The 25037-nt window shown below is 43.8% G+C and carries 15 protein-coding genes; 4 read left to right on the top strand and 11 right to left on the bottom strand.

Features of this window, described 5'->3' with window-relative positions; translation table 11 throughout:
• Positions 1–27 precede the first annotated feature (27 nt).
• Positions 28–1170, bottom strand: a complete 1143-nt coding sequence (locus tag JWR61_RS05780) for a metallophosphoesterase (protein WP_301926891.1) — start codon at positions 1168–1170, stop codon at positions 28–30.
• Positions 1171–1392: 222 nt separating this feature from the next.
• Here JWR61_RS05780 and JWR61_RS05775 point away from each other — a divergent pair, with 222 nt between their 5' ends.
• Both JWR61_RS05775 and JWR61_RS05770 read left to right on the top strand, forming a co-directional pair.
• Entirely contained in the window at positions 1393–3108 is a 1716-nt protein-coding gene (locus tag JWR61_RS05775) for a hypothetical protein (RefSeq protein ID WP_301926890.1), read from the top strand.
• A 114-nt stretch (positions 3109–3222) separates the two neighbouring features.
• Positions 3223–5079: a hypothetical protein gene (locus JWR61_RS05770; RefSeq protein WP_301926889.1), complete on the top strand. Its 1857-nt coding sequence runs from the start codon at positions 3223–3225 to the stop codon at positions 5077–5079.
• A gap of 211 nt (positions 5080–5290) precedes the next feature.
• On the opposite strand, the gene JWR61_RS05765 is transcribed toward JWR61_RS05770, so the two are convergent.
• Positions 5291–6550, bottom strand: a complete 1260-nt coding sequence (locus JWR61_RS05765; RefSeq protein ID WP_301926888.1) for a DUF2264 domain-containing protein — start codon at positions 6548–6550, stop codon at positions 5291–5293.
• A gap of 291 nt (positions 6551–6841) precedes the next feature.
• On the opposite strand from JWR61_RS05765, the gene JWR61_RS05760 reads away from it, so the two are divergent.
• Positions 6842–9151: a GH92 family glycosyl hydrolase gene (locus tag JWR61_RS05760; protein WP_301926887.1), complete on the top strand. Its 2310-nt coding sequence runs from the start codon at positions 6842–6844 to the stop codon at positions 9149–9151.
• Between the two features lie 79 nt (positions 9152–9230).
• Here the strand turns inward: JWR61_RS05760 and JWR61_RS05755 are convergent, their stop codons facing one another.
• The 9 genes from JWR61_RS05755 to JWR61_RS05715 all read right to left on the bottom strand — a co-directional run bounded on the left by JWR61_RS05755 (position 9231) and on the right by JWR61_RS05715 (position 23709).
• On the bottom strand, positions 9231–11921 hold the full coding sequence (locus tag JWR61_RS05755; protein WP_301926886.1) for a T9SS type B sorting domain-containing protein: 2691 nt from the start codon (positions 11919–11921) through the stop codon (positions 9231–9233).
• 218 nt (positions 11922–12139) lie between these two features.
• Entirely contained in the window at positions 12140–13057 is a 918-nt protein-coding gene (locus JWR61_RS05750; RefSeq protein ID WP_301926885.1) for an SMP-30/gluconolactonase/LRE family protein, read from the bottom strand.
• A gap of 109 nt (positions 13058–13166) precedes the next feature.
• Positions 13167–14165, bottom strand: a complete 999-nt coding sequence (locus JWR61_RS05745) for a family 43 glycosylhydrolase (RefSeq protein ID WP_301926884.1) — start codon at positions 14163–14165, stop codon at positions 13167–13169.
• A gap of 20 nt (positions 14166–14185) precedes the next feature.
• A complete protein-coding gene (locus tag JWR61_RS05740; RefSeq protein WP_301926883.1) occupies positions 14186–15553 on the bottom strand; it encodes a glycoside hydrolase family 27 protein in 1368 nt (455 codons plus the stop codon).
• Between the two features lie 36 nt (positions 15554–15589).
• Positions 15590–17905, bottom strand: a complete 2316-nt coding sequence (locus JWR61_RS05735; protein WP_301926882.1) for a PDZ domain-containing protein — start codon at positions 17903–17905, stop codon at positions 15590–15592.
• Between the two features lie 231 nt (positions 17906–18136).
• Positions 18137–20617 carry a glycoside hydrolase family 95 protein gene (locus JWR61_RS05730; RefSeq protein ID WP_301926881.1) on the bottom strand — a complete coding sequence of 827 codons (2481 nt, stop codon included), beginning with the start codon at positions 20615–20617 and terminating at the stop codon, positions 18137–18139.
• 110 nt (positions 20618–20727) lie between these two features.
• Entirely contained in the window at positions 20728–21171 is a 444-nt protein-coding gene (locus JWR61_RS05725) for a DinB family protein (protein ID WP_301926880.1), read from the bottom strand.
• Between the two features lie 69 nt (positions 21172–21240).
• Positions 21241–22257: a zinc-binding alcohol dehydrogenase family protein gene (locus JWR61_RS05720; RefSeq protein WP_301926879.1), complete on the bottom strand. Its 1017-nt coding sequence runs from the start codon at positions 22255–22257 to the stop codon at positions 21241–21243.
• Between the two features lie 6 nt (positions 22258–22263).
• Positions 22264–23709, bottom strand: a complete 1446-nt coding sequence (locus tag JWR61_RS05715; protein WP_301926878.1) for an alpha-L-fucosidase — start codon at positions 23707–23709, stop codon at positions 22264–22266.
• 421 nt (positions 23710–24130) lie between these two features.
• Here JWR61_RS05715 and JWR61_RS05710 point away from each other — a divergent pair, with 421 nt between their 5' ends.
• Positions 24131–25012 carry an AraC family transcriptional regulator gene (locus JWR61_RS05710; RefSeq protein WP_301926877.1) on the top strand — a complete coding sequence of 294 codons (882 nt, stop codon included), beginning with the start codon at positions 24131–24133 and terminating at the stop codon, positions 25010–25012.
• The last annotated feature ends 25 nt before the right edge of the window (positions 25013–25037 follow it).

The raw sequence follows: 25037 nt of genomic DNA, 5'->3' as shown, positions 1-25037 counted from the left end.
ATGCCAGGCTATTGCCTAATCCCCTGTCTACTTATGCGTAAGTTTTTTACCCGGTGTTACGCTAAATCTTTCAACCACCTGCGCATCTACCGCTTTGGCTGTTGTATACTCGTGTGCGATGGAAAAATATTCCCCTGTTAACTGCGGGCCATGCTCTTTCCTTTCAATCACCAGTTTTAAAAATCCATGTTTATTATCACAATAGTTAACAAGTACAACATTTTTAAACAAAGGATGATCACCCGAAAACTGTGGATTATCTAATGTAGCCACAGGATGCAATTCATCATATCCCCCGGCACCGGCCACTATATAGGTAGTAGTAAACCCATCAGGATAGGTTTTCAGAAACCGCTGGTAACTGTGCACATGTCCGCTAAAAACAGCATCTGGTCTAACGCCTGTTTGAAAAAATGTTTCTTCCAAAAATTCAATCATGGCAATACTTGAACTATGGTTAATATCCGCTGAATAAGGTGAGTGATGCATACAAACGATCAGCATTTTGTCTGGTTGTTGCTTACCGGCAGTAACCAACTCTTCAGCAAACCAGGTACGTTGTTCTTTGGTAACAATTCCATATTTAGGCACATTAGTATATAACCCGATGATAGTTGCCAGTGGTGTTTCCATCGTCCAGTAAATATTGGGTTGCGTCATACTTGGCCGGTCTTTTATCAAACTAAAATCAACAGGCTGTTGCACAGGTGAACAAAACACTTTTACAAAAGGCTCCAGGCTTTTATAAGGCTGTACAGCGGCCGGATTTACATCACTGTCGTGGTTGCCGGGTATAGCAAAAATTGGCCCCGGGTATTGTTGGTAGGGAATAAAAAACTGCCGGTCATATTCTGTTACCTCCCCGTGATTATATACCACATCTCCCAGGTGATAAAGAAATTGCGGCGGTTGATTTTCAGATTCCGCACATTGGAGCGCCATCGCATTGGCCACCAGACGGGTAAACTCCGGGTTGCGTAAGCTGCCCGTATCCCCCACCATGTGAAATATAATTTTTTCGCTATGGATATCCGGGATAATACTTTTTATATCGAGGTGAAACGGGTATACCCCAACAGGCCCGGGCAGTGGCTTAAATTTATAACTATCATCTGGTTGATCTTTTTTATACACCGGGGTTTTATACCGGCTACTCCTGTCTGTACTCATGCCGTAAAGTAACGAAAAACACCAACGAAAAAAACGGATGAGAAAAATTTCAACATTGCATACAGAAAAACGATCCCTTGCGTTCTATAATCCGGCAAAGTTGTAAACGGATACAAATTGCCAGCTGCTTTACACCACATGCGGAAGGGCTTTGTGTAAAGCTGCTGTTTACGCTGCGTTTCCAGAAAAAATATTTTTATCTTCAATACAAATTGACTCAGTATGAAAAACATATTATTCACGTCTGTACTTATACTTTGCGTGCTGGCACTTGTAGCAGGCAAAGCTTTTTACAAACCCGTTGCCGCTGCCGCTGAAAAACATGATATCATTTCCTGCGGTTTTCCTGCAACCGGTGTAACGGCCGGGGATAATGGCAAATTTATTCCACTGTTGCCGGGATGGGGACATTACAGTTATGCTATCAGCACCACCAATGACAGTACCCAAATATATTTTAACCAGGGACTTAATTTTTATTACAGCTATCATTTCAGGGAGGCATTGGCTTCTTTTAAAGAAGCCGCCCGTTTTGATAACAATTGTGCCATGGCTTATTGGGGCCAGGCCCTTGCCATGGGGCCTTACTACAATAATAATTATTATAAGATGGGTAATGAGGTACCAGCTGTATTGAAAGATATGAACAAACATATGCCTGGTGCAAGTGAGAAAGAAAGAGAATTAATTAAGGCTATGCAACTAAGATACTCTGCCGATACAAGCAACTCAGACAGGCCTCAGCTGGACAGCAATTATGCGGCAGCTTTGCACGCACTGGTAAAGCAGTTTAGAAGCGATGATGATATCAAAGCCCTGTATGTAGATGCAGTTATGCTGCAACATAAATGGGATTTCTGGAACAATGATGGCACGCCAAAAAGCTGGACGCAGGAGCTGGTAGGCCTTTGTGAAGGTATTATGCAGCGGCAACGTTTGCACCCTGCCGCACTGCACTATTATATTCATCTTACTGAAGCCTCGCATGAGCCGCAACTGGCCCTGCGCAGTGCGGAAATATTAAAAGATGCCATGCCCGGTGTGGCACATATGGTACATATGGCTACACATATGTACCAGCGCAACGGCCTTTTTGCAAAAGGTGTTTCAGTAAACGAAGATGCCAATACGGCAAACAACACAATAGATGACCTGGCACCCAATTTACACATCGGTAAAAACAATATGGTGCATGTGTATGCAGTTCAGTCATTTTGTGCAATCAACGCGGGAATGTACAGCAAGGCGGTTCCGTTGTACCAAAGAGCAAAAAACAGGATGCTGGCACTGGCAACAGGTATTGATAAAGATCCGCATAGCCAGGAAGTGTTGATGCTGCCGGTACTGGCCATGGTTCGGATGGGAAAATGGGAGCAGATATTAGCCACACCCAAACCAAATGAAAACTGGAAATACGCAATGATACTGGATGATTTTGCAAGGGGATTATCAGAGGTGCACAACAAGAATATAGCTGCCGCCCGGCAATTGCTGGATCATCTGCAGACAGGCATGCAGGATACGATGCTGGCTATCCGTTCAATACCTTTTAACGCACCCGTACAAATGGCCCGCATAGCAGCCGGCATATTAAAAGGTGAAATTGATTATGCGGAAGGAAAAACCAACGATGCCATCAACGCCTTGAGAACCGCTGTAGAAGAAGAGGACAAGCTCATTTACCGGGAACCTCAGGAATGGATACTGCCTGCAAGACAATACCTGGGTGCGTATCTTTTAAAAATGAAGCAACCTTCCGCTGCAGACAAAGTATACCGGGAAGATCTGCTTGCCAACCCCAACAACGGCTGGTCACTGCTTGGCTTGTACCAAAGCCTGTTGGCAGAAGGTAAAAAAAACGAAGCTGTGCTTTATAAAGACAGTTATATTGCGGCCTTTAAAGATGCAGATGTTATGCCAACAGCTTCTGTATATTAAACCAAAGGAAGGAGCCTGTTGGAAATACATTCATTTTATTGTGTACTGAGTTGGTGTTAAATTATTTTTAGTGGTTACATAATATCCGATATATTTACCGCACAACTAACAATAATGAGATTAATTCGTACGCTTTACCAACTATCAGTTGCCATAATTTTGTTAAGCTCCTGCCAGCGCGAGGATAGTTTTGAAACAGCCGCTACATCTGCAGGAACATTGAAATCTGTTTCTGGAAATTGTCTTGGCTCATCGGTCAGCGGTATCTTCAAAGCAGGCTCCCTTCTTACTTCAGCCAATTCGATCGATATCCAGGCAGATGTTACAGGAACAGGCAGTTATCGGATAGTGTCGGATACTATAAATGGTTTTTCCTTTAGTGCTGAAGGCAATTTTAACAGCACCGGCATCCATACAATTCATCTGTTGGCAAAAGGTACACCCAAATCAGCAACAACTAATAATTTTAATATCAGGTATGGCGCCACAACCTGTGCTATTGCCGTAACAACCGTTGCGGAAAATGTTGTGCCTGCAGTGTACACTTATGCAACTGCCACCGACGGTGCTTGTTCCGGCGCCGTGGTAAGCGGGGATTTCAAGGCTGGTGCAGCAGTTGGCATAGCCAATACTGTGAAGCTCGGAGTAAATGTTACTGCCGCCGGTTCATATACTATAACAACCACAGCCGTAAACGGGCTTTCCTTTTCTGCAACAGGCATGTTTGTCAATACGGGCATTCAGTATGTTACCTTAACAGCCACAGGCTCCCCGGTCACATCCGGCACTTTTAATATAACTGCAGACACCCCAAGCAGCAGTTGCACATTCACAGTTGCTGTAACCCCAGGTGCAACCGCAGCCATATATACGCTTGGAGGAACTGGCAGTAATTGTACCGGGTTTACACTTGCCGGCAGCTATACCAGTGGCACTGCAATGACCGCTGCCAACACAGCTAAAATACAGGTTACCGTTACCGCCACCGGAACTTATACTATCAGTACTGCAGCAGTAAATGGAGTTAGCTTTGCTGCCAGTGGCACCTTTGTTACAACAGGTTTACAAACAGTTACGCTTACGGCAACGGGCACGCCCGCAGCAGCGGGTGTTAAAACATTTGTTGTATCCGCCGGAACGGCTACCTGTAATTTTGATATTACATTTGCACAAGTAGCGGCGCCTGCGGTTTTTACGCTTAGCGGTTCGCCAGGTGCATGCAACAACGCAGTAGTGAATGGAATTTACCAGGTCAATTCGCCTCTTACCACAGCCAACACGGTTGTCATAAAAGTTGATGTCACTTCTGCCGGCCCTTATACCATTACCACCAATGCGGTAAATGGTATTCAATTTTCCGCTACCGGTGTGTTTATAGCTGCCGCCACAGGAATATCAGTAACCCTGCAGGGATTTGGCGCCCCGGTTGCGGCAGGCACCAGTACGCTTTCTCCTGCTGTTGGAAATACCAACTGCACGTTTGATATAGTTGTTACAGCAGCACCTGCGGGTATCTTTAATTGCAAAATAGATGGTGTATATACATCTTTCTATAACAGGGCACACGCAGAAGTATTTGATAATTTAACGGGAACACCAGTTCCTTATCTATTTCTTGATGGATTTACAGGAGAGCCGAATGGCAATACTGTTCCCCAGCTTCAACTTTTTATAAATATGAATGATAACTCTGTAGTGAACCCCGGCACCTACGATGAGCAACATTTTATTCCCCCTGGCACATATCGCATTGAGATAGATTGTTTTCTACAGAATGCGGATCAGTCATTTACCATCTGGAATACCAGCAGCAATTTTTTAGCTCCTAATCCTCCGTTTACTATCAAAATTACCAGCAGAACGGCTACCAATATAAAAGGCACGTTCAGCGGACAACTGACCAATCTTTTGGATGGAAGTACGCTCAGAAAAGTAGTTACGGAAGGCGCTTTTGATTTACCCATTCAATGATTTTAACCGTTAAAAATTGACGGTTGGATGCAGTAATTTTTTCCGGCTATCCGGTATTTTATTTTATGACCTTTTATAGTTACCTGGATTGAAAATTATCCAATGCACAACAGAAGATGTACGTTACTTAGTTACCGTAACAATGATTGTATCAAATGTAAACCAACTCCGTTTTGAAAATAGCTGCGACTCTTCATGTTGGTGATGGCACTTATTCAACTGCATGATCGGCTGGTACATCCTGGCCTGACCATATTTTTACTGATGTCCAGGGCACAGCAGGCATGTTCCAGAAATCATCCGTTGGAGGTAAACCCAAAGGTAAAAATATTTGTGTGCACAGGTATTCACTGCCGGTATTGATATACCCTTCCGCAAGTCCCGGTTGCGAACCATACAACCCTATATTTAGCCAGCCTTTTTCATTGAACGTTGCAGGCGCTTCCAGAGTTTTCTTTATTACAGCTGTTAATGCACACCTTACTTGTGCCGGGCTTAGTTCCGGTGGCAGTTGTCTGGTGTAAGTCATATTGGCTAGATGATGAAAAGCTCCACCCCTGTAGGTAATGGATCTCCCCGTTACCGGAAAACTACCATCCGTATTGATCAGTCTCTCCTGTATCACTGCGTAACGTTTGGCAATTTTATCCAGCGTCGGCGCAAGGGATATATAGCTGCTATCTGTTCTATTGATAATATTAACAATAGTCTGCAGGTAAGGCTGAATAACATAACTGTTGTAATAATCCAGGTGAAATTGCATGCCATCAGAAAATAACCCGTCGCCGGTATACCAGTGATGGGTAAATTCTTTTACGGCATAATCAATCCGCATTTTATCATATGGCAACTGGTACTTGCAAAAAAAGGCTTCAATCATAGCGCTAAATAAAAGCCAGTTGCTGTAATAGGGAACGGTATTGCGGGTTAATAAAAAAGCATTCTGAACGTTATGCTTAGTAACTGTATCCGCCTGTTGCCATAACCACGGACAACGGATTAAAGCCAGCGATAAAAAAGAAGCATCTACCAGCGATTGGGTGCCGCTGAACAACAGGTAATCCTTTGCGGCAGGATTCACCGCATTTGCCAATGCCTTTGCTGCCAGCTGCCGGTAGTTATTCCGTAACTTTTTTTCTTCGCCATCGCCTTCGTCCAGTTGAAGCCAGGGAGCAATGCCAGCAAGCGTTCTTCCAAAAGCTTCCAGGTATGCAGCTTCCATCCTGGCATTTTTATTATCTACCCTTTCAGATAAAAACACCGGCATTTTTTCTTTTAAAGTATTGTTGGCAAGATTGGTTAAAACCGGGCGTGCTATTTTATCCAGGTAAGTAAGCCAGAGCTGCCTGTCTTGCTGCACCGTTCCTGTTTTCTGTGCGGCAACATGGCTAAGAAAAAATATACCCGACAGCAATAGTACTGAACGGAAGGCTATTTGTTTATTAACTGGATGACATGAAGTGATTGCCATGGCTATTCTTTATTGGGAGTCAATGTACATCATTTTTTTTCAATCTTCAGGCTACAATATCAGTACCATCAGCAAAAAGTCGCCGCATCAAATTAGCTTTCGCAATACTGTTGTTGGTTCTGGCTATTATTGTTGCAAAAGCAAAGTTGCTTCTGCAATAACTTTTGAAGTATCAAAAAAATAAGTCAATTTTAGCTGGACGATTGTATGGCTTAATGGTAAGGTTTATTCTCTTTTAAGTGAAGTACATCCACTTTAACTTTAAAATACACTTACTCTTTCCACATAATTATGAAAAAAATATTGACACCGGTAAACACTACCTTTTTTATTTTTTGTGTTGCCACACTCCTGTTGCCCGCAACAACTTCGGGCCAGCAAAATAAATCAACAAAACAAAAACAGCCGGTTGATTATGTAAATATATTCACCGGCACTTCCAATGCACGCTGGATGCTGGGACCTTATGCAAGCGTGCCTTATGGTATGATACAACTGGGGCCAGATAACCAGGATGCCGGCTGGATGAGCGGCTACGATTATTCTATTGCAAACGTCACCGGCTTTAGTCACCTGCATGCATATAACATGGCAGGCTTAATGATTATGCCTGCAGTGCAGGACTTCACCAATACGCCCGGACCTGCAACAAGTCCTTATCGTGGCGCAGGCGCAGGCTTTCATTCCCGCATTGAAAAGCAAACGGAAAAAGCTTCACCGGGTTATTATTCCTGCTTTTTATATGATGCCGGTTGCCTGGCAGAAATGACTGCTTCCACGCATTGTGGCTTTCATCAATACACGTTTGCTAAAAATGAAGAAGCCCGTATTTTGCTCAGCCTGCTTTTTCCCACGGAGATGAATGCGAGGGTAAGCAATGGAATTATCCGTAAAGTAAATGATAGTTTGGTAGAAGGATCGGTGGATATCAACAAAGACCAGTACACACTTTATTTCTCCATCCAGTTCAGTAAACCATTTAAATCTTTAAATGGCTGGGTGGGCAATAAAATCCAGAAAGATGTCGCAGCGATTTCCGGCGATGGCAACGTTGGCGGCTTCGTAAACTTTGATGTACACGATAAAGAATCCATTCAGTTAAAGGTGGGCTTATCACTGGTGGATTTGGCCGGTGCAAGGAATAACCTGGCCACCGAAATGGATGGCTTTGGCTGGAACTTTACAACGGCAAGGCTTGCTGCCAGGAATCATTGGAATGATTTGTTGTCGAAAATTACTGTAGAAGGAGATGAAGCGAACAAAGCAAAATTCTACACCAACTTATACAGAAGCTTTTCAAAACAAACCTGGAGCGATGCTGACGGAAGATACCGGGACCCCAAAGAAATTATTCAGCAGCTGCCGGCCAACGGTAAAATGTATGGCGGCGATGCTTTCTGGAATTCTTACTGGAATTATAATTTCCTGCTCTCCACCATTGCGCCTGATATGATGAACAATTGGGTAAAGACAGAACTGGAGTTGTTTGATAAAACCGGCTGGACGAGTGACGGCCCCACGGGTTTGGAACATACCGGCATTATGGAAGTTACCCACGAAATTGCGCTGATGGTAGCCGCTTATCAAAAGGGCATTCGCAACTACGACCTGGATAAATTTTACAAGGCCATCATTCACAATGCAAAAGAGCAGGGAGGGCGAACAGAAAAATCAGGCACGGCAGGTATGGAAAAACTGGATTACTTTACCCGGCTGGGTTACGTGCCGTATGAAATTGAACGCTCTTCCCGTACGCTGGATTATGCGTACACTTTCTATTGCACCGCACAACTTGCCCTTGCATTGGGCAAGCCGGATGATTATGTGTATTGCATGAAGCTGTCACAAAACTGGAAAAACCAGTTTCACCCGAAATTAAAATGGCAGGTACCAAAAGATTCCATGGGCAACTGGGAAAAAAATTATGATCCGTTTAATGGCAAAAACTGGATTGAAGGAAATGGCTGGCAATACACCTGGTATGTTCCGCACGATGTTCCCGGATTGATAGAAATGATGGGCAAAGACTTGTTCAATCAACGGCTGGAAGAAGGATTTAAAAAAGCAGCAAAACATAATTATACTGCCTATGTTTTTGACCGGCACCAGGACAGCAGTTTTGAATACTATGTCAATCACGGCAACGAAGAAAATATGCAGGCGGCCTGGTTGTTCAGCTACTCGGGCAAACCCTGGTTAACACAACTGTATACCCGCAAAATAATGGACGCTTTTTATGGCATGACGCCCTACAAAGGCTGGGAAGGTGATGAAGATGAAGGGCAGATGTCTGGCTGGTTTGTAAATACCGCCATGGGATTTTTTGAGATGACCGGTGGTGTGGAAAAAGATTCAAAAGTAATGTTGACCGCTCCCTTGTTTGATAAGACAACTATTTGGCTGGATCAAGAATATCACGCAGGTAAAAAATTTGAAATCATTACTCAAAACAATTCGGCCAAAAATATCTACATACAATCCGTAACACTCAATGGCAAAAAAATTGAAACGCCGTGGATCAGCTTTTCAGACATTACCAAAGGTGGTCAACTCGTGTATGTACTGGGTGATAAACCAAATTATACTTGGGGCGTTAAATAATAGTTTGCAATATCCGGTTTGTATTAACAGCCGAAATCTACACTTGTAGTAATTGTTGTGTTTGGTGAAATGATGTATATTATCGTATGAGCAAAAAACTGCCTTTTTGTTTTACAATCCCTTTATTATCTCTGCCTGTAATTAAAAAAATGAAGGAATTACTTCTAAATGGTTTGCCCATATAGGTTCCGTCCCAGCCTTTACTGATGTCGGATGTACTGAATATTTTATTTCCCCAGCGATCAAAAATGCTAAAAGATTCCAGCTGAAACGATACGTTGGGCGGAATGCGGAATACATCATTTTTCCTGTCTCCGTTGGGCGTAAATGCAGCCGGCATGTACAGTTTACTATTTACTTTAATGATTGCTTCTTTAACTGTTGTACAGCCGTCAGCAGATGTGACATTCAACTCAAAAGTGGTTGCAGTTTGCATGGGCACTGTAATAGCGTTTAGTGTTGTGGAAGATTGTAATTTATCTGCGGGCCTCCAAAAAAAGTTAAAACCGGTACCCGGCACAGTTCCCGTTAATTGCACGCTGACGCCTGCGCCAACAACAGTATCCGCAGGGTTTAAGGTGACTAACGGTAAAGGGTGTACCAACAACTTAATAGTATTGGAGGTAATTGTCGGCGCAACTGCACACCCACCAATATCAATTGAACAGGAAATCTGATCTCCATCGGCAGCGTGCTGTACGGTATATAAATTGGTGCCGGATACAGTCGTATTATTCACCTGCCATTTAAAAACAGCTTGCTGTATCTGGGGCGTTACAACTGCCAACAACTGAACAGAGTCGCCCTGACATAAACCTGTTTGCAATGCCTTAATTTGAAGTGACGGGTTTACAGGTTCCTGAATTGTCATCACTATTTCGTTTGATGCTACCGTTTGAACCGGCAGGCAGCTATTAGCCGGAGCGGTTGTAATCGCACAACTCACAACATCTCCATTTTGCAGTCCCGCGGTTTGAAATATAGCATTGTTTATACCCACCGATGCCCCGTTTATTTTCCATTGATATACCGGCGCGGGACCGGTTTCTAAGACGGTTGCAATAAAAGTTACCGGACTACCTTTGCACACGGCAGGTGAGGATGCAGCAATACCTACAGTTGGATGCAGTGATGTATACACCCTGATAGTATCTGCATTTGAATAATCCTTGGTGGTACCGAAATTACACATCGGCATCCGCATAATGCATTGCACTATATCGCCATCCTTTAAGGTATTGCTATTAAAAACGGTACTGCCAGTTGCTGCCAGCTGGTTATTTATGTACCATTCAAAAGAAGGGTTCAAACTTCCGCTAACATTGGTGGCGGTAAATGTAATAGCAGTACCTGCACAAATTTCTGTTGAGGTTGCTTCAATTGTTACAACAGGAGTAACTTCAAAAGTACCAGTTAAAGTGTACGGGGCGCTGGCTACTTGTGTATTGCCGCAAGTACCCGGTGTTAACATACATACAACCACATCACCTTTATGAAATGTATCGGTGTAGGCATCGCTGTTGGTTCCGGCATTTACTCCGTTCTTTGTCCATTGATAAAAAGCCTGGGCACTTGCGCCGGTTGTATGAGCAGAAAATGTAACTACATTTTGAAGGCACACATCGCTGCTGGATGGGGCAATGGTGATACTGGATGGCGTTCCCGGAATGATTGAACGGATACGGTTATAATCCTGATCGGTAAAACAAAGATTTCCCTTCGAGTCGAATGCCACTGCCCGCGGTTCCCCCATAGGCACTGATGTGGGCGAAACACAATCTGCGCCAAAACCGGCGCTACTCATACCGGCAAGCGTAGACATAACACCGGTTAACATATTTACTTTTCGGATGCTTATATTGTTATAATCCACGTAAATTAAGTTACCGTCAGCATCAATTTTAACATCCGTAGGAGAAGATATGCCGACTTGCGTTGCAAGTGTTCCATCGGGAGCATTATCGTTTACTGTGCCATCACCAGCCACAGTGGTAACAATACCCGTAATGGCATCTATTTTCCGGATACGGACGTCAATATTGTCGGCCACATACAAATTGTTGGATGCGTCAAAACACATACCCATTGGATAACAAAAAGCGGCCTGGAGAGCAGGCCCTCCATCACCTGAAAAAATATATTGCCCGTTACCGGCAAAGGTTGTTACAATGCCCGTCAGCATGTTAACCTTACTGATAATATTAGTAGTATAGCTCGCAAAGGGGCCCGGCCGCTGCGATATAAACAAGTCGCCATTGTTATCAAAAGCCAACCCATAAGGCAACATACCTGTTTGGTCAGCCCTGGCGCCACTGACATAATTTTCTGTTCCGTTACCTGCAATGGTAGTAATAATACCTGTTGTAAGATCTACCATTCGTACCCGTAAATTCAGGTAGTCGGAGATGTAAAGGTGGTTCTGCTTATCAGTCACCAAATAAACCGGATGATTTAGCTGCGCATTGATTGCCGGCCCGCCATCACCGGAAAAGCCTCCGGTACCGTTACCAGCGATTGTACTTGTTAATCCTGTTACCGCATCAATTTTTCTGATCCGCTGATTACCGTATTCTGCAATAAACATATTACCGGCGGCATCAAAACACATACCTACAGGCTTATCCAATTGAGCACTCAATGCCGGCCCCCCATCACCCGAAAAGCCGCCGGTACCATTACCGGCAATGGTGGTAATTAACTGGGGATATAAACCTGGCGCAATCAGTAATAAAGCGGCCAGTAAACAAAATTGTTTCAGGAAGTTTGGCAAGTGGCGGATTTTGAACGGCAAAAGAATAATTGACAAGTTAATTTTGAAATGACAAAGTACAACAAATATTTGTTTGTCAACATTTTTTGAATGCACTTTCAATTCGTCAACTTGCGATTTTTAGATGAGCCTGCTGATTGCTTGAATAGGATTGCCATGATGATGACATATCTCATTTAGGTTGGCTGAATAGTAATTGACTAGAATTATTTTACGCTTCACCCCTCCCCTTTCACAGCCATCTGCAAAGTATACACTGATTCAGAAGCAGTAATTAGCAGCAAGTCACGACGTTGGCCACCAAAACATAGGTTGCCCACCCATTTGGAAGGCACAGGTATGTTGCCCAATTTTACGCCCTGCGCATTGTACACGGTTACCCCTACACCAGCGAGGTAAATGTTGCCTTGCCTGTCAATCGTCATACCGTCGGAGCCCTGGGCTGCAAAGAGTTGGCGGTTGGATAAACTACCGTCTGCATTGATTTGATAGCGCCAGGTTTTATTATCGTTGATGTCGGCCACATACAGCGTCTTACCATCTGCCTTGCCTACAATGCCATTGGGCTGTATCAACGTGCTATCAAGGATCACCGCTTTGCGGCTTCCTTTTGGCAGGTAATACACATAGCAACCTTTCATGTCGGGTTTCTTTCGTTGCCAGTAATCACGTTGATAATACGGATCGGTAAAATAAATACCGCCTTTGCTATCCACCCACAAATCATTGGGACCGTTCAATTTCTGACCTTCAAAATTATCCAGCAATACGGTTACTTTCTTTTTCAGCGTAATAGCACGTAGTTCATTCTGTTCATCGGCACAGGCAACGATGCGTTGCTGTTTATCAAAATACAAACCATTGGCACGGCCGGTCTTGTTCATAAACAAAGACAGCTTTCCATTGACATCATACTTCCATATTTTATCATTGGGCTGATCGGTAAAATAGATATCGCCCTTTTTATCCACCGCCGGGCCTTCGGCAAATGCAAATTGCTGTGGTAGTTTTACCAGTGTGGCGCCGGGCTTTACTACCGGAATGGAATTGAGTGTTGCATCCGTACTTTGCTGACCAAACGCAGTAAAAGTTAACAATGGAACAAGCGTAAAAAGCAGGTATTTTTTAGTGTACATCTTTTATAAAATGAATTTTATTTGAGACAGTAAATATCGGGTAAACTTAAACCAATAAAAAAGGATGTCCTTAAAATTGTTACGCTACCAGCCATTTATTTTTTTACAATCACTTTATAAATTTCTTCACGCCACCTGGTTTTACTTTTAGAATATTTCCATTGGCATCAAATTGCAGGCTGTCAATACACAATTGTCTTAGCACGTAGGCTTTATTTTGCGGGTGAATGCGATGGTATAAAATATAGTCCTGCCCCTTAACTGAAAACACGGTGTGATGCCCGGGGCCGTAGGTTGTACTGTCTTTTGAGGTAGACAATATCGGGTCGTTAACACCTGCTGTAAACGGGCCAAAGGGCGTGTCACCTGTGGCATATCCAACCTGGTAGGTAGCATCAATGGCTTTGCCTTCGGAAAACATCAGGTAATACTTTCCGTTGCGTTTAATCATATGTGGTGCTTCAAAATAATGGGGCGGCGTTACCTCTTTTGGCTGGCCATCAAATGTTACCATATCCCGCTTTAATTTTACTGCCATGCAGTGACCATTCACCCAGTTAAAGCCTGAACCCCAATATAAATAAGCAGCACCATCAGTATCTATAAATACATCGGCATCTATGTTGTGTACTTCGGGATAATCATTTTTCGTCACCAACGGCGAATTATCCGCCTTTAAATTTTTCCATGGGCCGAGCGGCTTATCACTCACGCCCGCCCACACTTCACTGCCTACGGAAACATACATATAAAATTTTCCACCGGGGCCTTTCGTTACAGAAGGCGCCCAAACCTTCGAATCGCCGGAAGTCGGGCTGGTACAGGCTTTTTTGGTGGGCCAGTTTATATGGCGACGGGTAAATTTTTTAAAATTGTTGGTTTCAAATACCGCTACTTCATCGCCGCCCCATGGATCAATGGTGGAATAAATAAAATAAGTATCGCCTTCTTTTACAATGGTTGGGTCTGCAAAATAGCCGGGCAGAATTGGATTGGAAATAAAATTTTTATTGGTTTGTGCAGTAACAATAAACGCAGCGCTGCAAAAAATTACTGCAAGAATTGCTGTGTAATAATACCTACGTTTGGTTATTTGTTGGTTGATCATTTTGGATTGCTATTTAAAATTTATTTAACTGTTAACCGCAACAACACCGATGCATGCGGATTTATTTTTTGTGTGTACTTTTTCTTAAATGAACCAAGGTCAGTCTTCTTCCATAAATCTCTTATCCCAACACTGCCCTTTAGTTTAAGAGAAGCTAAATCAAGTACAACTTCATGCGCATTGTCGCCGATGTTAAAAAGACCGACATACAAATCTTTACTGCCTTGTACATTGGAAACCCATATCATGCTGCCATCCTGCTTATACAACTGTCTCGGGTTGTCGCCTTGCTGGTTTACCGCCAACACTTCGTCATTGGTAAATAGTTTTAGCTCCAGTTCCCGGTTATCTGGCATATTACCGCCCAGCATTAAGGGCGAACGATAGATGCACCAGAAATTCATGTGCGTATACAATTCATCTTCTGTAAAACGGCTATATCGCTCCGGGCCGACAGGGCCACGCTTGGAAAGTTTGCCAATCTGTATCATATCACAATCAGGCCAGTGGCCCGGGCCGCCGGTTCCTTCCCAGCTTTTGGCGTAATTGAACATATGCAACACCATCTCCCAGTTGTCCCAAAAATCATCGGCCATGCGCCACATGCTGGCATGTTTGGTTACGTGATCTTTCGCAGTTAAGGCAGTTTCGCCGGGCGAAATACTTAACGGCATCGGCCTGCCGGAGGCTGCAATGGCTTTCTCGTACCCTTCTATTTCAGAGGTACGGTAAGGCCTTGAGATATCATCTACTTTTATAAAATCGACTCCCCAGGAAGCATACAATTGCAATATAGAATTCAGGTATTCCTGTGCGCCCGGTTTGCTCATATTCAGGCCATACATGTGGTTCATCCAGGGACAGGTAGAACTGGTATCGGCAATCATATCCGCCGTAATACCATTGGTGCCCATCACTGGTGACTTAGACCATACGGCCTGTCGCGGAATACCCCGCATCACATGAATACCAAACTTCAATCCCAGTGCATGCACATAATCGCCCAAAGGTTTAAAACCATTGCCGCCAAAGGCTGAAGGGAATTTCGTTGGTTGCGGCATCAGCCTTCCCCATTTATCCATCGTTAACCAAGGCACATAAGAACCATCTTCCAGTTGCTTTTGAAATGGGTTGCCGATGGTGCTGCCAACAGGATTATCGTAACTCCACAAAAAATCCACCACCACATATTGCCAGCCATATTGTTTTAAATTCTTCGCCACATAATCTGCATTGGCTTTTACCTCATCTTCATGCACTGCGGAACCAAAACAGTTGTAACTGTTCCAGCCCATGGGCGGGGTTTGCGCCACCTGGCAGTTAGCAGTATTATACAATGCGAGCAACATTACAATTGCCAGCCATCCTGATCGTCCGTAAATTTTCATGTGTTGTTATTCTTTTTTATTGTTTATCCGGTGTTTCTATTTAAAATAAATGGTTATCTTTTTTTCTGCCTGGTTGCGGATGATTATGCATTCCGCACTCCCCATCCATTTAATATTTTGATAGGTTTGCAATAAATCGCTGATGGCTTTGAGAGGTGTGTTATCCAATTGAATTATTACATCCCCTTTTTGCAAATTACTTTTTGTTGCAAGGGCTTTTTCAGGTAACTCTACCAGCATGGCGCCATGATTGTCATGCATGCCTGCTGCAGAACGTTCACCCAATGTTTCAATATTTTTAAAGCGTGCACCCAACCATTCAATGGTACTTACCTTTCCGGATGCAATATCGGTAAACAATGGCTTGATTGCTGGAGATGCTGCTTTCCTTTTTAATGCAGGTGATATTACACCTGCATTGCCATCCACATTTTTAAAGCCGGTTTTAAGTGCGGGTGAGCCAGCCTTGATTGTATAATTACCAGCCGCGGCATCTACGAATTGAACGTCTCCTGTAATGCTATTTTTATCCAGCCCCAACTGTTGCGCTTTCTCCAGTCCGTCTTTGGTAAGAAAAAAATTATTGTTGATGACTTTGCCCCAGCTGTTCATTAAAATGGGTGCATAGGGTGTGCTAACAATATTGTGCTCAAAAATATCACCGCTGTTTTTTAGCCATACATGCGGGTGAAAAGTATTATTGATGATAATATTATTGGTCACCGTGCGGTGGTATCCTTCCCTCAATTTCAAGCCACCGTTTAAACAAATATTATTATAGATAAGGTAATTGCTGCTGCCGTCATCCAGGTCGATATCCCAGCCATGATCGCATTGAAAACGATTGTTGCGAAGGATGTTTGGTGCAATCACATCCAGCAATTCTATGCCCGGCTTTGCAGCTACAATGCTGTCAATCACTGAACGGTCGGGACTCCAGAACCTGTCACGCCCCCAGGAATTAAAAGCACCATGGTCGCCGGTTTCAAGCACCGTATTAAAAACGTCGTTGAACTCAATTATATGCCCGCCCCAGCAACCATCCCCGATATTAATACCGGACCGGGGTGTGTTGTAAATGGTATTGTGACTAACGGTGATCCATGCCGACATGTCAATCTCAATACCGGCCACCTGTTTTTCAATCGTGCCGATGTGGTGAATTAAATTATCCTGCACCAAACAGTGTTGCGGGTAATCATTTGTTTTAGGACCCGGTGTATAATCCATTTCCTTCCAGGGAACAGACAACTCGTACCGGAATGCAGGCGACCGCACTGCAGCTGGATTACCAACAAATGCTACCGCACTGGCACCGATATCATTGATTTCGTTGTGGAGTATGGAATCGCTTTTATTGTAATTGCTTAGCAAGATGGCGTTACCGCCAAGGCTTGAAAAACTGCAGTTAGTGACGCGGATATTTTCTGTTCCATCCAGTAAAATTGCACCACCCCGGTAAATCGTCCAGTCGCTACGAAGCAATGGCTCTTTGGTAAGCATAAAACTCCGGCTGGTACCGGTAAATGTCATATTTTGAATGGAAATATTTTTTACCGGCTGATGAGCATCGCCAATGATGTGCAATAAGTCCGTCAAATGACTTACTTCAAACTGAGCCTTTTCAACAACGGCTCCGCGTGGTGGATAGCAATACAATATTTGAGCATTGTTGTCATACCACCATTCGCCTGGTGCATCCAGTTCTTCCACAATATTTTCTACAAAACGATATTGAGGATGCATGGGTGCAGGCCGGTTGTTTTGCCAGCCGCCTTCGTAACTAAGTTTACCGTCATTTGTTTTACCGGTAATTAAATAATGAAAATCGCCCCACTCGCCATCGTGCAACGCATGAATAAATCCGCCTTGTGGGTGTTGCCAGTTGCGTACTATTTCGTCGCTGATGACATCGGCAGCGGTACCATTAAATACCCTTGCAGTTGAATCAAAGTTCGGATAGCGGGCCATTGGCAGGTTGATTCCATTCATCAATAACCTGTCGGGCTTTTCATTTAATACGATGTGCGATTGAAGTATGCCATTTTTATACGGCTGCCATTTCGGTGTAATTTTTTGTGCACCACTAATGATAACCTTTTCATTTTTATAACCGCGGATGGTAAGGGAATGTGCCTGGTAAGAAGCTGCCGTTATGCCAATGGTTTTATCCAGGTGATATACGCCTTTTCTTATTTCAATCACTACGTCTTTACCAGTTAGCGTTATGGCTTTAGCTATCGCTGCCGCAGGCGATTGAAATGGTTGGGTGATTGTTCCGGAGTTAGTATCGTTGCCATTTAATGCTACCAATAATTTTATTTGCCCGCTGCAATTAAAAATGCATTGCATGAAAATTATTAGTAAGCAATTTCTTTTGATCATACGATTTGTGGCTGACAGTTACATTTTATCAAGGTGATGTAAAATCTGCGCAAACCTATAGGATTTTGTTGATACATTCTTCTCGTCACAACTTACTTAAATCCTATAGGTTTATGATGAGCCTGCAGATTGATTATGAGAATATCTCGCAAATAACTGAAACATTTAGTGGAAAGTAAATTCCCTTTCTATTTTATACTATTTTTCACCTCCGGGTACAACAACATAACTTTTGCCTTTTTGTGAATTGAAGGATAAGTAGTAGCCATTATTATCTGCAACAGACTTTGCAGCAACACCAACCATACTAAATGGAATCGCTGCTCTTACTTTACAAACACCGCCCGCATTTGATTTGATTACAGCACCGGTTAACAAATGATTTTTCCAGTTAATGGCTACCTCAAAATTGCCTCTTGCTTTTAAACCTTTAATGCTACCCTGTTGCCAGGCGTCGGGCAAGGCAGGCAATAGATGCAGTTCGCCTAAATGGCTTTGCAGCAGCATTTCGCTCATGCCGGAAATGCCACCAAAATTACCATCAATCTGAAACGGCGGATGTGCATCAAACAGGTTCACATACGAGCCACCGCCATTGGCATAATTGGTACCTTCCTGGCCGGTGAGGTGCAATAATTTTCCTATCATCAGATACGCATGGTTACCATCCAGTAGGCGGGCCCAGAAATTGATTTTCCAGGCAAGACTCCAGCCTGTTCCGGCATCTCCCCTTAGCTCCAGTGTTTTCTTTGCAGCGTTCGCTAAGTCTGGTGTTAGTACAGGCGATATCTGGCTGCCGGGATATAAACCAAACAGGTGCGAAACGTGGCGGTGGTGCGGATCTACATCTTCCCAATCTTTATACCATTCCTGAAGATTTCCTTTTTTGCCAATATGGAAAGGATACAACTTTTCTTTTTTCGCTATCAACAGGTTTCTAAATTCAGTATCTTCATTCAGCTCTTTTGACGCATCAATCAGGTTGCTGAATAAATCGCGGATGATTGACATGTCCATAGTGGTTGCAATGGAAGCAGCTCCTTCTTTTCCTTTGTCGTCAATAAAACTATTTTCAGGCGAAAATGACGGTGCAGTTACCAGGTAGCCGTCTTTGTCTTCTACCAAAAAACTAAGACAAAATTCAGCCGCTCCTTTCATTAACGGGTAAGCATATTCTTTCAAAAATTTTTTATCTTTTGTAAAGCTGTAATGCGTCCATAAATGTTGCGATAACCAGGGTGAACCCATCGTCCAGTTGGCCCACATGGGATCGCCTTTTCCAATATCACCTACCGGGTTGGTGAGCGCCCAGATATCACTGTTGTGATGCAAAGCCCAGCCGCTGGTATGATAAAATTCTTTCGATGTTACTTTCCCTGTCGTGGCAACATTGCCAATAAAATCCATCAGCGGCAAATGCATCTCCGAAAGATTGGTGACCTCGGCCGGCCAGTAATTCATTTGCACATTGATGTTGGTGGTGTAGTTGCTGCTCCATGGTGGCTGCAATTCTTTGTTCCAGATACCCTGCAAATTAGCAGGCACGCCTGGTGTGCGGGAACAACTGATGAGCAGGTAACGACCATATTGAAAATAGAGTGTTTCAAAAGATGGATCTTTGGCGCCTTCGGTGTATCCTAGTAACCGATCGTCCGTCGGCAAGGCTGCGTTTGTGTTATTCGCCGGCGTTGCCAACGTAAAATTTACGCGGTTAAAAAAATGATGAAAGTCAGCCAGGTGGCTGCTTAACAGCGATGACCAATTCTTTTTAGCCGCAGCAGTCAGGTAACCGGTTGCAATTTTATCTTCATCCTTTCCTTCTGAATCCGGGCATTTATCAAAACCATTAAAACTGGTTGCTGCAGATAGCAGGATCAACACATCGGTACCATTTTTTACGGTGATGCCTGTTGCATCTGTAGTAACGGTTGCGCCTTTACTAATGGCTTTTACCCGCCATTCAAAACGCATGCCCCTGCAACCAGTGGGGTCTTTTTCATCCACCGCATTTTCAGTACCTACATATACCGGTTGAATATGCGAAGGCACTTTTCCCTTCATCGCAATTTCATTGTTGCTGATGATGGATTGCTGGTATTTCAATAAGCCGCCGGTGCCAATGGTAAAATTTAACCGCCCTGGTTTGCTGGCGGTAAGATGAATGGCAATTACCTGGTCGGCCCCGGAGCTGATGATCTGCCTTGTGAAAACCGTACCATCTGCGGTAAAACGGGTGGTGGCGATCGCATCGCTGATATTGAGGTCACGGTAATAACCGGTAATGTTACTGTCTTTTAATTGCTGGTGAATTTTTAAATCGCCCAGCGGCAGGTAGCTTTCTGAGTAATAACCCTGCATGCCTTTGGCATATTGATAAGCACTGTCATAGTGCTCGTCGTTGAACAAGGCTTGTCTTGCCTTTAATAAATTGTCGTAAGCGCCGGGGTTCACATTAGTTCTTACCGGCCCACCTGCCCACAAGGTGGCTTCATTTAATTGAATCAGTTCATTGGCCGCACCGCCAAATACCATGGCGCCCAAACGGCCGTTGCCAATGGGCAAGGCTTCCGTCCATTTTTTAGCCGGTTGTTTATACCATAATTTTTCACCAGGCTGCGCCTTCAATCCATCAGCAACAGCAAGCAATACCATGCAGCTAACAAGCAATCGTTTTATCATTCTTTTCTTTTTCTGTTTAAGACAACGTTCGTTTAAATCTTCTCCAAATAAAATGAAGACTTGTCAAAAATAACCAACTATGTGGTGATGTAGATAGTCTTCAGCTATAACTATCTTTTCCAAAAGATATAATCAGTAAGCGGGGGATCAATTCCCACCTGTCTTAATTCCAAAGCGATCTGCCCCCGGTGATAAGTAGAATGGTTTATCACCTGGAATAGCATGGTCTTTATACTGTTTGTAAAGGGGGCTCCTTTAGAAGTTGTATAGTCTATCATTTCTTCCAGGTTACGACTGTTCAGTATCTGGAAGGAATTGTCGATATTGTCCCGGTTAATCTTTCTAAAATCACTAGTTGAATGCAGCTGCCATATGCCGTAATGTGGTTCGCTTTTGGTAATCCTGGCGTTCCATACATGATGAGCGTTCAGCAGGTGGCTAAACAGCCTGGTTACATTCGCGGGTATTTTTTCAGGCTGACTAATCATCAAATCAATCAATTGCTGATTGGTGTCGTCAGTGTATTGAAAAAGCTCTGTAAAAAAGTTTTCCATTGTATAGTATGTTGATGCGATATATTATTCGCCTTTAAATATACAACACAGGTTACAATAATTCCACGTCTATCCCATTTCCACCATCGCTTTAATAACGCCGGTAGCCGGTATCAGCCAACTTTGAAACACTTCTTTTACTTCCGAAAACTTCGCCCGGTGCGTAATATAATTAGCCGGGTTTACCAACCCGCTTTTCATCGCTGCCATTACCGTTTCAAAGTCTTTTCGGGTGGCATTGCGGCTGCTCATTAAGGTTGATTCGCGTTTATGAAATTCAGGATGACTGAAACTGATCTCTTCTTTTTGCAGACCGATTAATACAAACCTGCCCCCGTGCGCCAGGTACTGCAAGGCATTGTTGATGGCCTGGCGGTTGCCGGTCGCATCAATTACCACCGTGGGCATGTCGTTATTCGTGATGGCTTTCAGTCTTTGTATTACATTGTCTGACGCGGCATTGATGGTATGCTCAATTCCCAATTTCTCCCCGCAAAACTGCAGCCGCTGGTCGTTGATGTCGAGCGCTATTACGGTAGCCCCTGCAATTCTGGCAAATTCCATCGTGCCCAAACCAATAGGGCCGGCACCAATTACCAACACAAATTCGCCCGCCGCTATGTTTGCCCTGCGCACGCCATGGGCGCCAATGGCCAGCGGTTCAACCAATGCCAGCTCATCATAACTTAACCCATTGCTTTTTAACAGTGAATAAGACGGCACTGATACATACTCAGCCATACCCCCATCGCTGTGTACACCAAATACATTGATTTGTGTGCAACAGTTCGGTTTGCCATTGCGGCAGGCAATACAGGTGCCGCAGTTAAAATATGGAATGATGGTGATGGCTTCACCCGGCACAAATCCTTCTGCACCATCGGCTTCAATTAAATCACCGGCCAGCTCATGCCCCAAAATCCTGGGGTAAGAAAAATAAGGCTGGGTTCCTTCAAAGGCATGCAGGTCGGTACCGCAAATGCCGATGCGTTTTATTTGTACGATGGCGTGACCGGGCGTTAATGCCGGTGGCGCCATTTCTTTATAGTCAAAAGCACCAGGTTCAGTGCATACCAATGCTGTCATTACAGGTTATTTTTTTAAACTTATTTTATACGTCACCGCGTTTTGCGATGGATAATTTTTAGATGGCTTTATTCCCAACGCATCGGCTTGCTGCGACCAGGATACTTTTTCGGTACTGCCCACCATTTCTACTGATGCGATGGTACCATTGCCGGCTTTTACCCCCAATGCTTTAACGGTGGTGTTGGTAGCGGGTAATCCCATAGCAATAGCATACAAGATGTCTCCCTTGGTAGTAAACCGGATATCCTGTGCAGTGAATGGCTTTTTCTGATCAGCAAAACTTCCACTGGCAGATTCTGTGGGGCCCTCGCCGAATGTTTTCCAGGGACGGGTTCCATAGATGGCTTCACCATTAACTTCCAGCCATTTACCCGTACCCAATAGGGTTTGCGTTTCTTCATCAGTGATGGTACCATCCGGGCGTGGCCCGATGTTCAGCAACAGGTTGCCATTTTTGCTGACAATATCTATCAGGTTAGTGATAACATATTTGGCGTCTTTAAAGGTATTGCCCGCCGCATAGCCCCAGGAGTTATTGCCAATGGCATCATCCGTTTGCCAGGCCAGCTGACGAATACCAGCCAGTTTACCCCGCTCCAAATCAAGCACGGCCGTACCATCCGGGTATGAAATATTTTTATAGTTTACCACCACCCCTTTGTTCCACTCAAGCCCTTTGTTGTAGTAGGAAGCAGCAAACGATTTACGGTAAGGATCCATGGCGGGTTGTTCTATCCACCAATCAAACCAAAACAATTGTGGCTGGTAATTGTTAACCAGCTCTGTATTGCGCAGCAACCAATCATTCATATATTCAGCCGACGGCGTTTCGTTTTCTTCTCTTGCCGGACCATAAAAATCATTGAATTTGTCATCCAATACATCTGATGGAAACTTGCGGCCGCCATTCATAAAAAACCAATGCTCTATGCGGTGCGAAGACAATCCAAAAACCAGGCCCTGCTTTTTTATTTCTGCCGCCAGTTCGCCAATTACGTCTCTTTTCGGTCCCATTTCAAAAGCATTCCATTTGGAGTAGGCCGTTTTATACATGGCAAATCCATCATGGTGTTCTGCTACCGGCACTACATATTTTGCACCAGCCTGTTTAAACAACGCCACCCATTGCTGAGGATTAAACTTTTCGGCTTTAAACAGGGGAATAAAATCTTTGTAACCAAATTTATCCTGGCTGCCATACGTGGCAACATGATGTTTAAACTCATCAGAGCCCTGCTGGTACATTTGCCGTGGATACCACTCAGAGCCAAAAGCCGGCACCGAATAAACACCCCAGTGAATAAAAATGCCAAACTTGGCATCCCGGAACCAATCGGGCGTTTGGTATTTTTTTAACGATTCCCAGGTAGCCTGGTATCTTTCCTGTGCCTGTAATATGGTGGTGGTGCAGCAAAATACCATCATTAAAAACAAAAAAAACTTTCTCATGCCCTTGTTCATTTTAGATTATTAAAACAGTTGTTTGATTGATTGCTGATTGGCTGCCATGTTGGTTAAAATCACCCTTTTTAAAAACATACCCAGGCACCCGCACTAAACGCTGGCTGCTATCGTCGCACAAAAGGCGGGCGCTTAAGGTATGCACTCCTTTATACATTGGTTTTCCATAAATGCAAATAAACTCCGGTAATTGACTACAACAAAGGAAAAACGAAAGGGTAAAATATTGTCATTCCCGGCAATCTTCCCCTTTCTGCAATCGTTATTACCTTCGTCAGTAAACGTTGGTGTTCTTTATGGCATCGTGTTTACAATGTAAACTTACCTTTAACCATTGATTTATACTGTCATTTTATTTTCAAAGACTGATGGTATATTACCCTAACTTAGTTGCCCGTTATTGCAATGTATGAAACCAACTTTACGCCAGATTACCACCACACCTGAGTCTTCTTTTTTGGTACGGAAAGATGTCGGCGAAAGCATGCTCAACAACTGGCACTACCACCCGGAAGTTGAACTGTTGTACATCAAAAAAAGTTCTGGCACCTGGCTGATTGGTGATCATATCGGCAACTTCGACAATGGCGATATGGTGTTGATTGGAGCCAACTTACCGCACTGTTTCCGGCACGAATATGCCCACATCAATAAAAAAGGTATAGCGCCCGGCGAATCTATCTGCATCAAATTTGTGCCTGAAATATTCGGCGACACATTTTTACAGCTGCCCGAAACCAAGGTCATGCGGCAGTTGCTGGCAAAATGCCAGACGGGGTTACAGATTACCGGTAAAACAAAAAACAGTCTGCCCGTAACCATTGAGAAAATGTTGACCGCCTCCCCCGGCATGAAACTGGCGTACCTGCTTTTTTTGCTGGAAGAAATTGCCGCCAGTAAAGAATGTAAACCGCTGTCTTCTGCGGGTTTTATGCTATCACCAGAGGGTACCAACAGGGATAAAATAAAATTGGCTTTTGAATACACGTTTAATCATTACCAGGAGAAAATTCACCTTGGGCAAGTGGCGGCTATTTTGAATATGACCACACCATCATTTTGCCGGTATTTTAAAAACAAGACCAATAAAACCTATATCCAGTTTTTGATGGAAGTAAGGATAGGCTTCGCCTGCAGGTTGTTGGTGGAAGATGAAAAAAATGTATCGGAAATTTGTTATGAATGTGGCTACAATAATTTATCGCATTTTAATAAGCAGTTTAAAACCATTACCAAAAAGACGCCACTGGCATACAGAGGGGATTATTTAAAGATGAAGATGGGGAGTTAGTGGGTGAGATTAAATCCTGGGTGGT

The organism is Ferruginibacter sp. (assembly GCF_028288465.1).
GTDB lineage: Bacteria > Bacteroidota > Bacteroidia > Chitinophagales > Chitinophagaceae > Ferruginibacter.
Note: the sequence above shows the minus strand (reverse complement) of the source record. Positions and strands in the feature narration are given on the sequence as shown.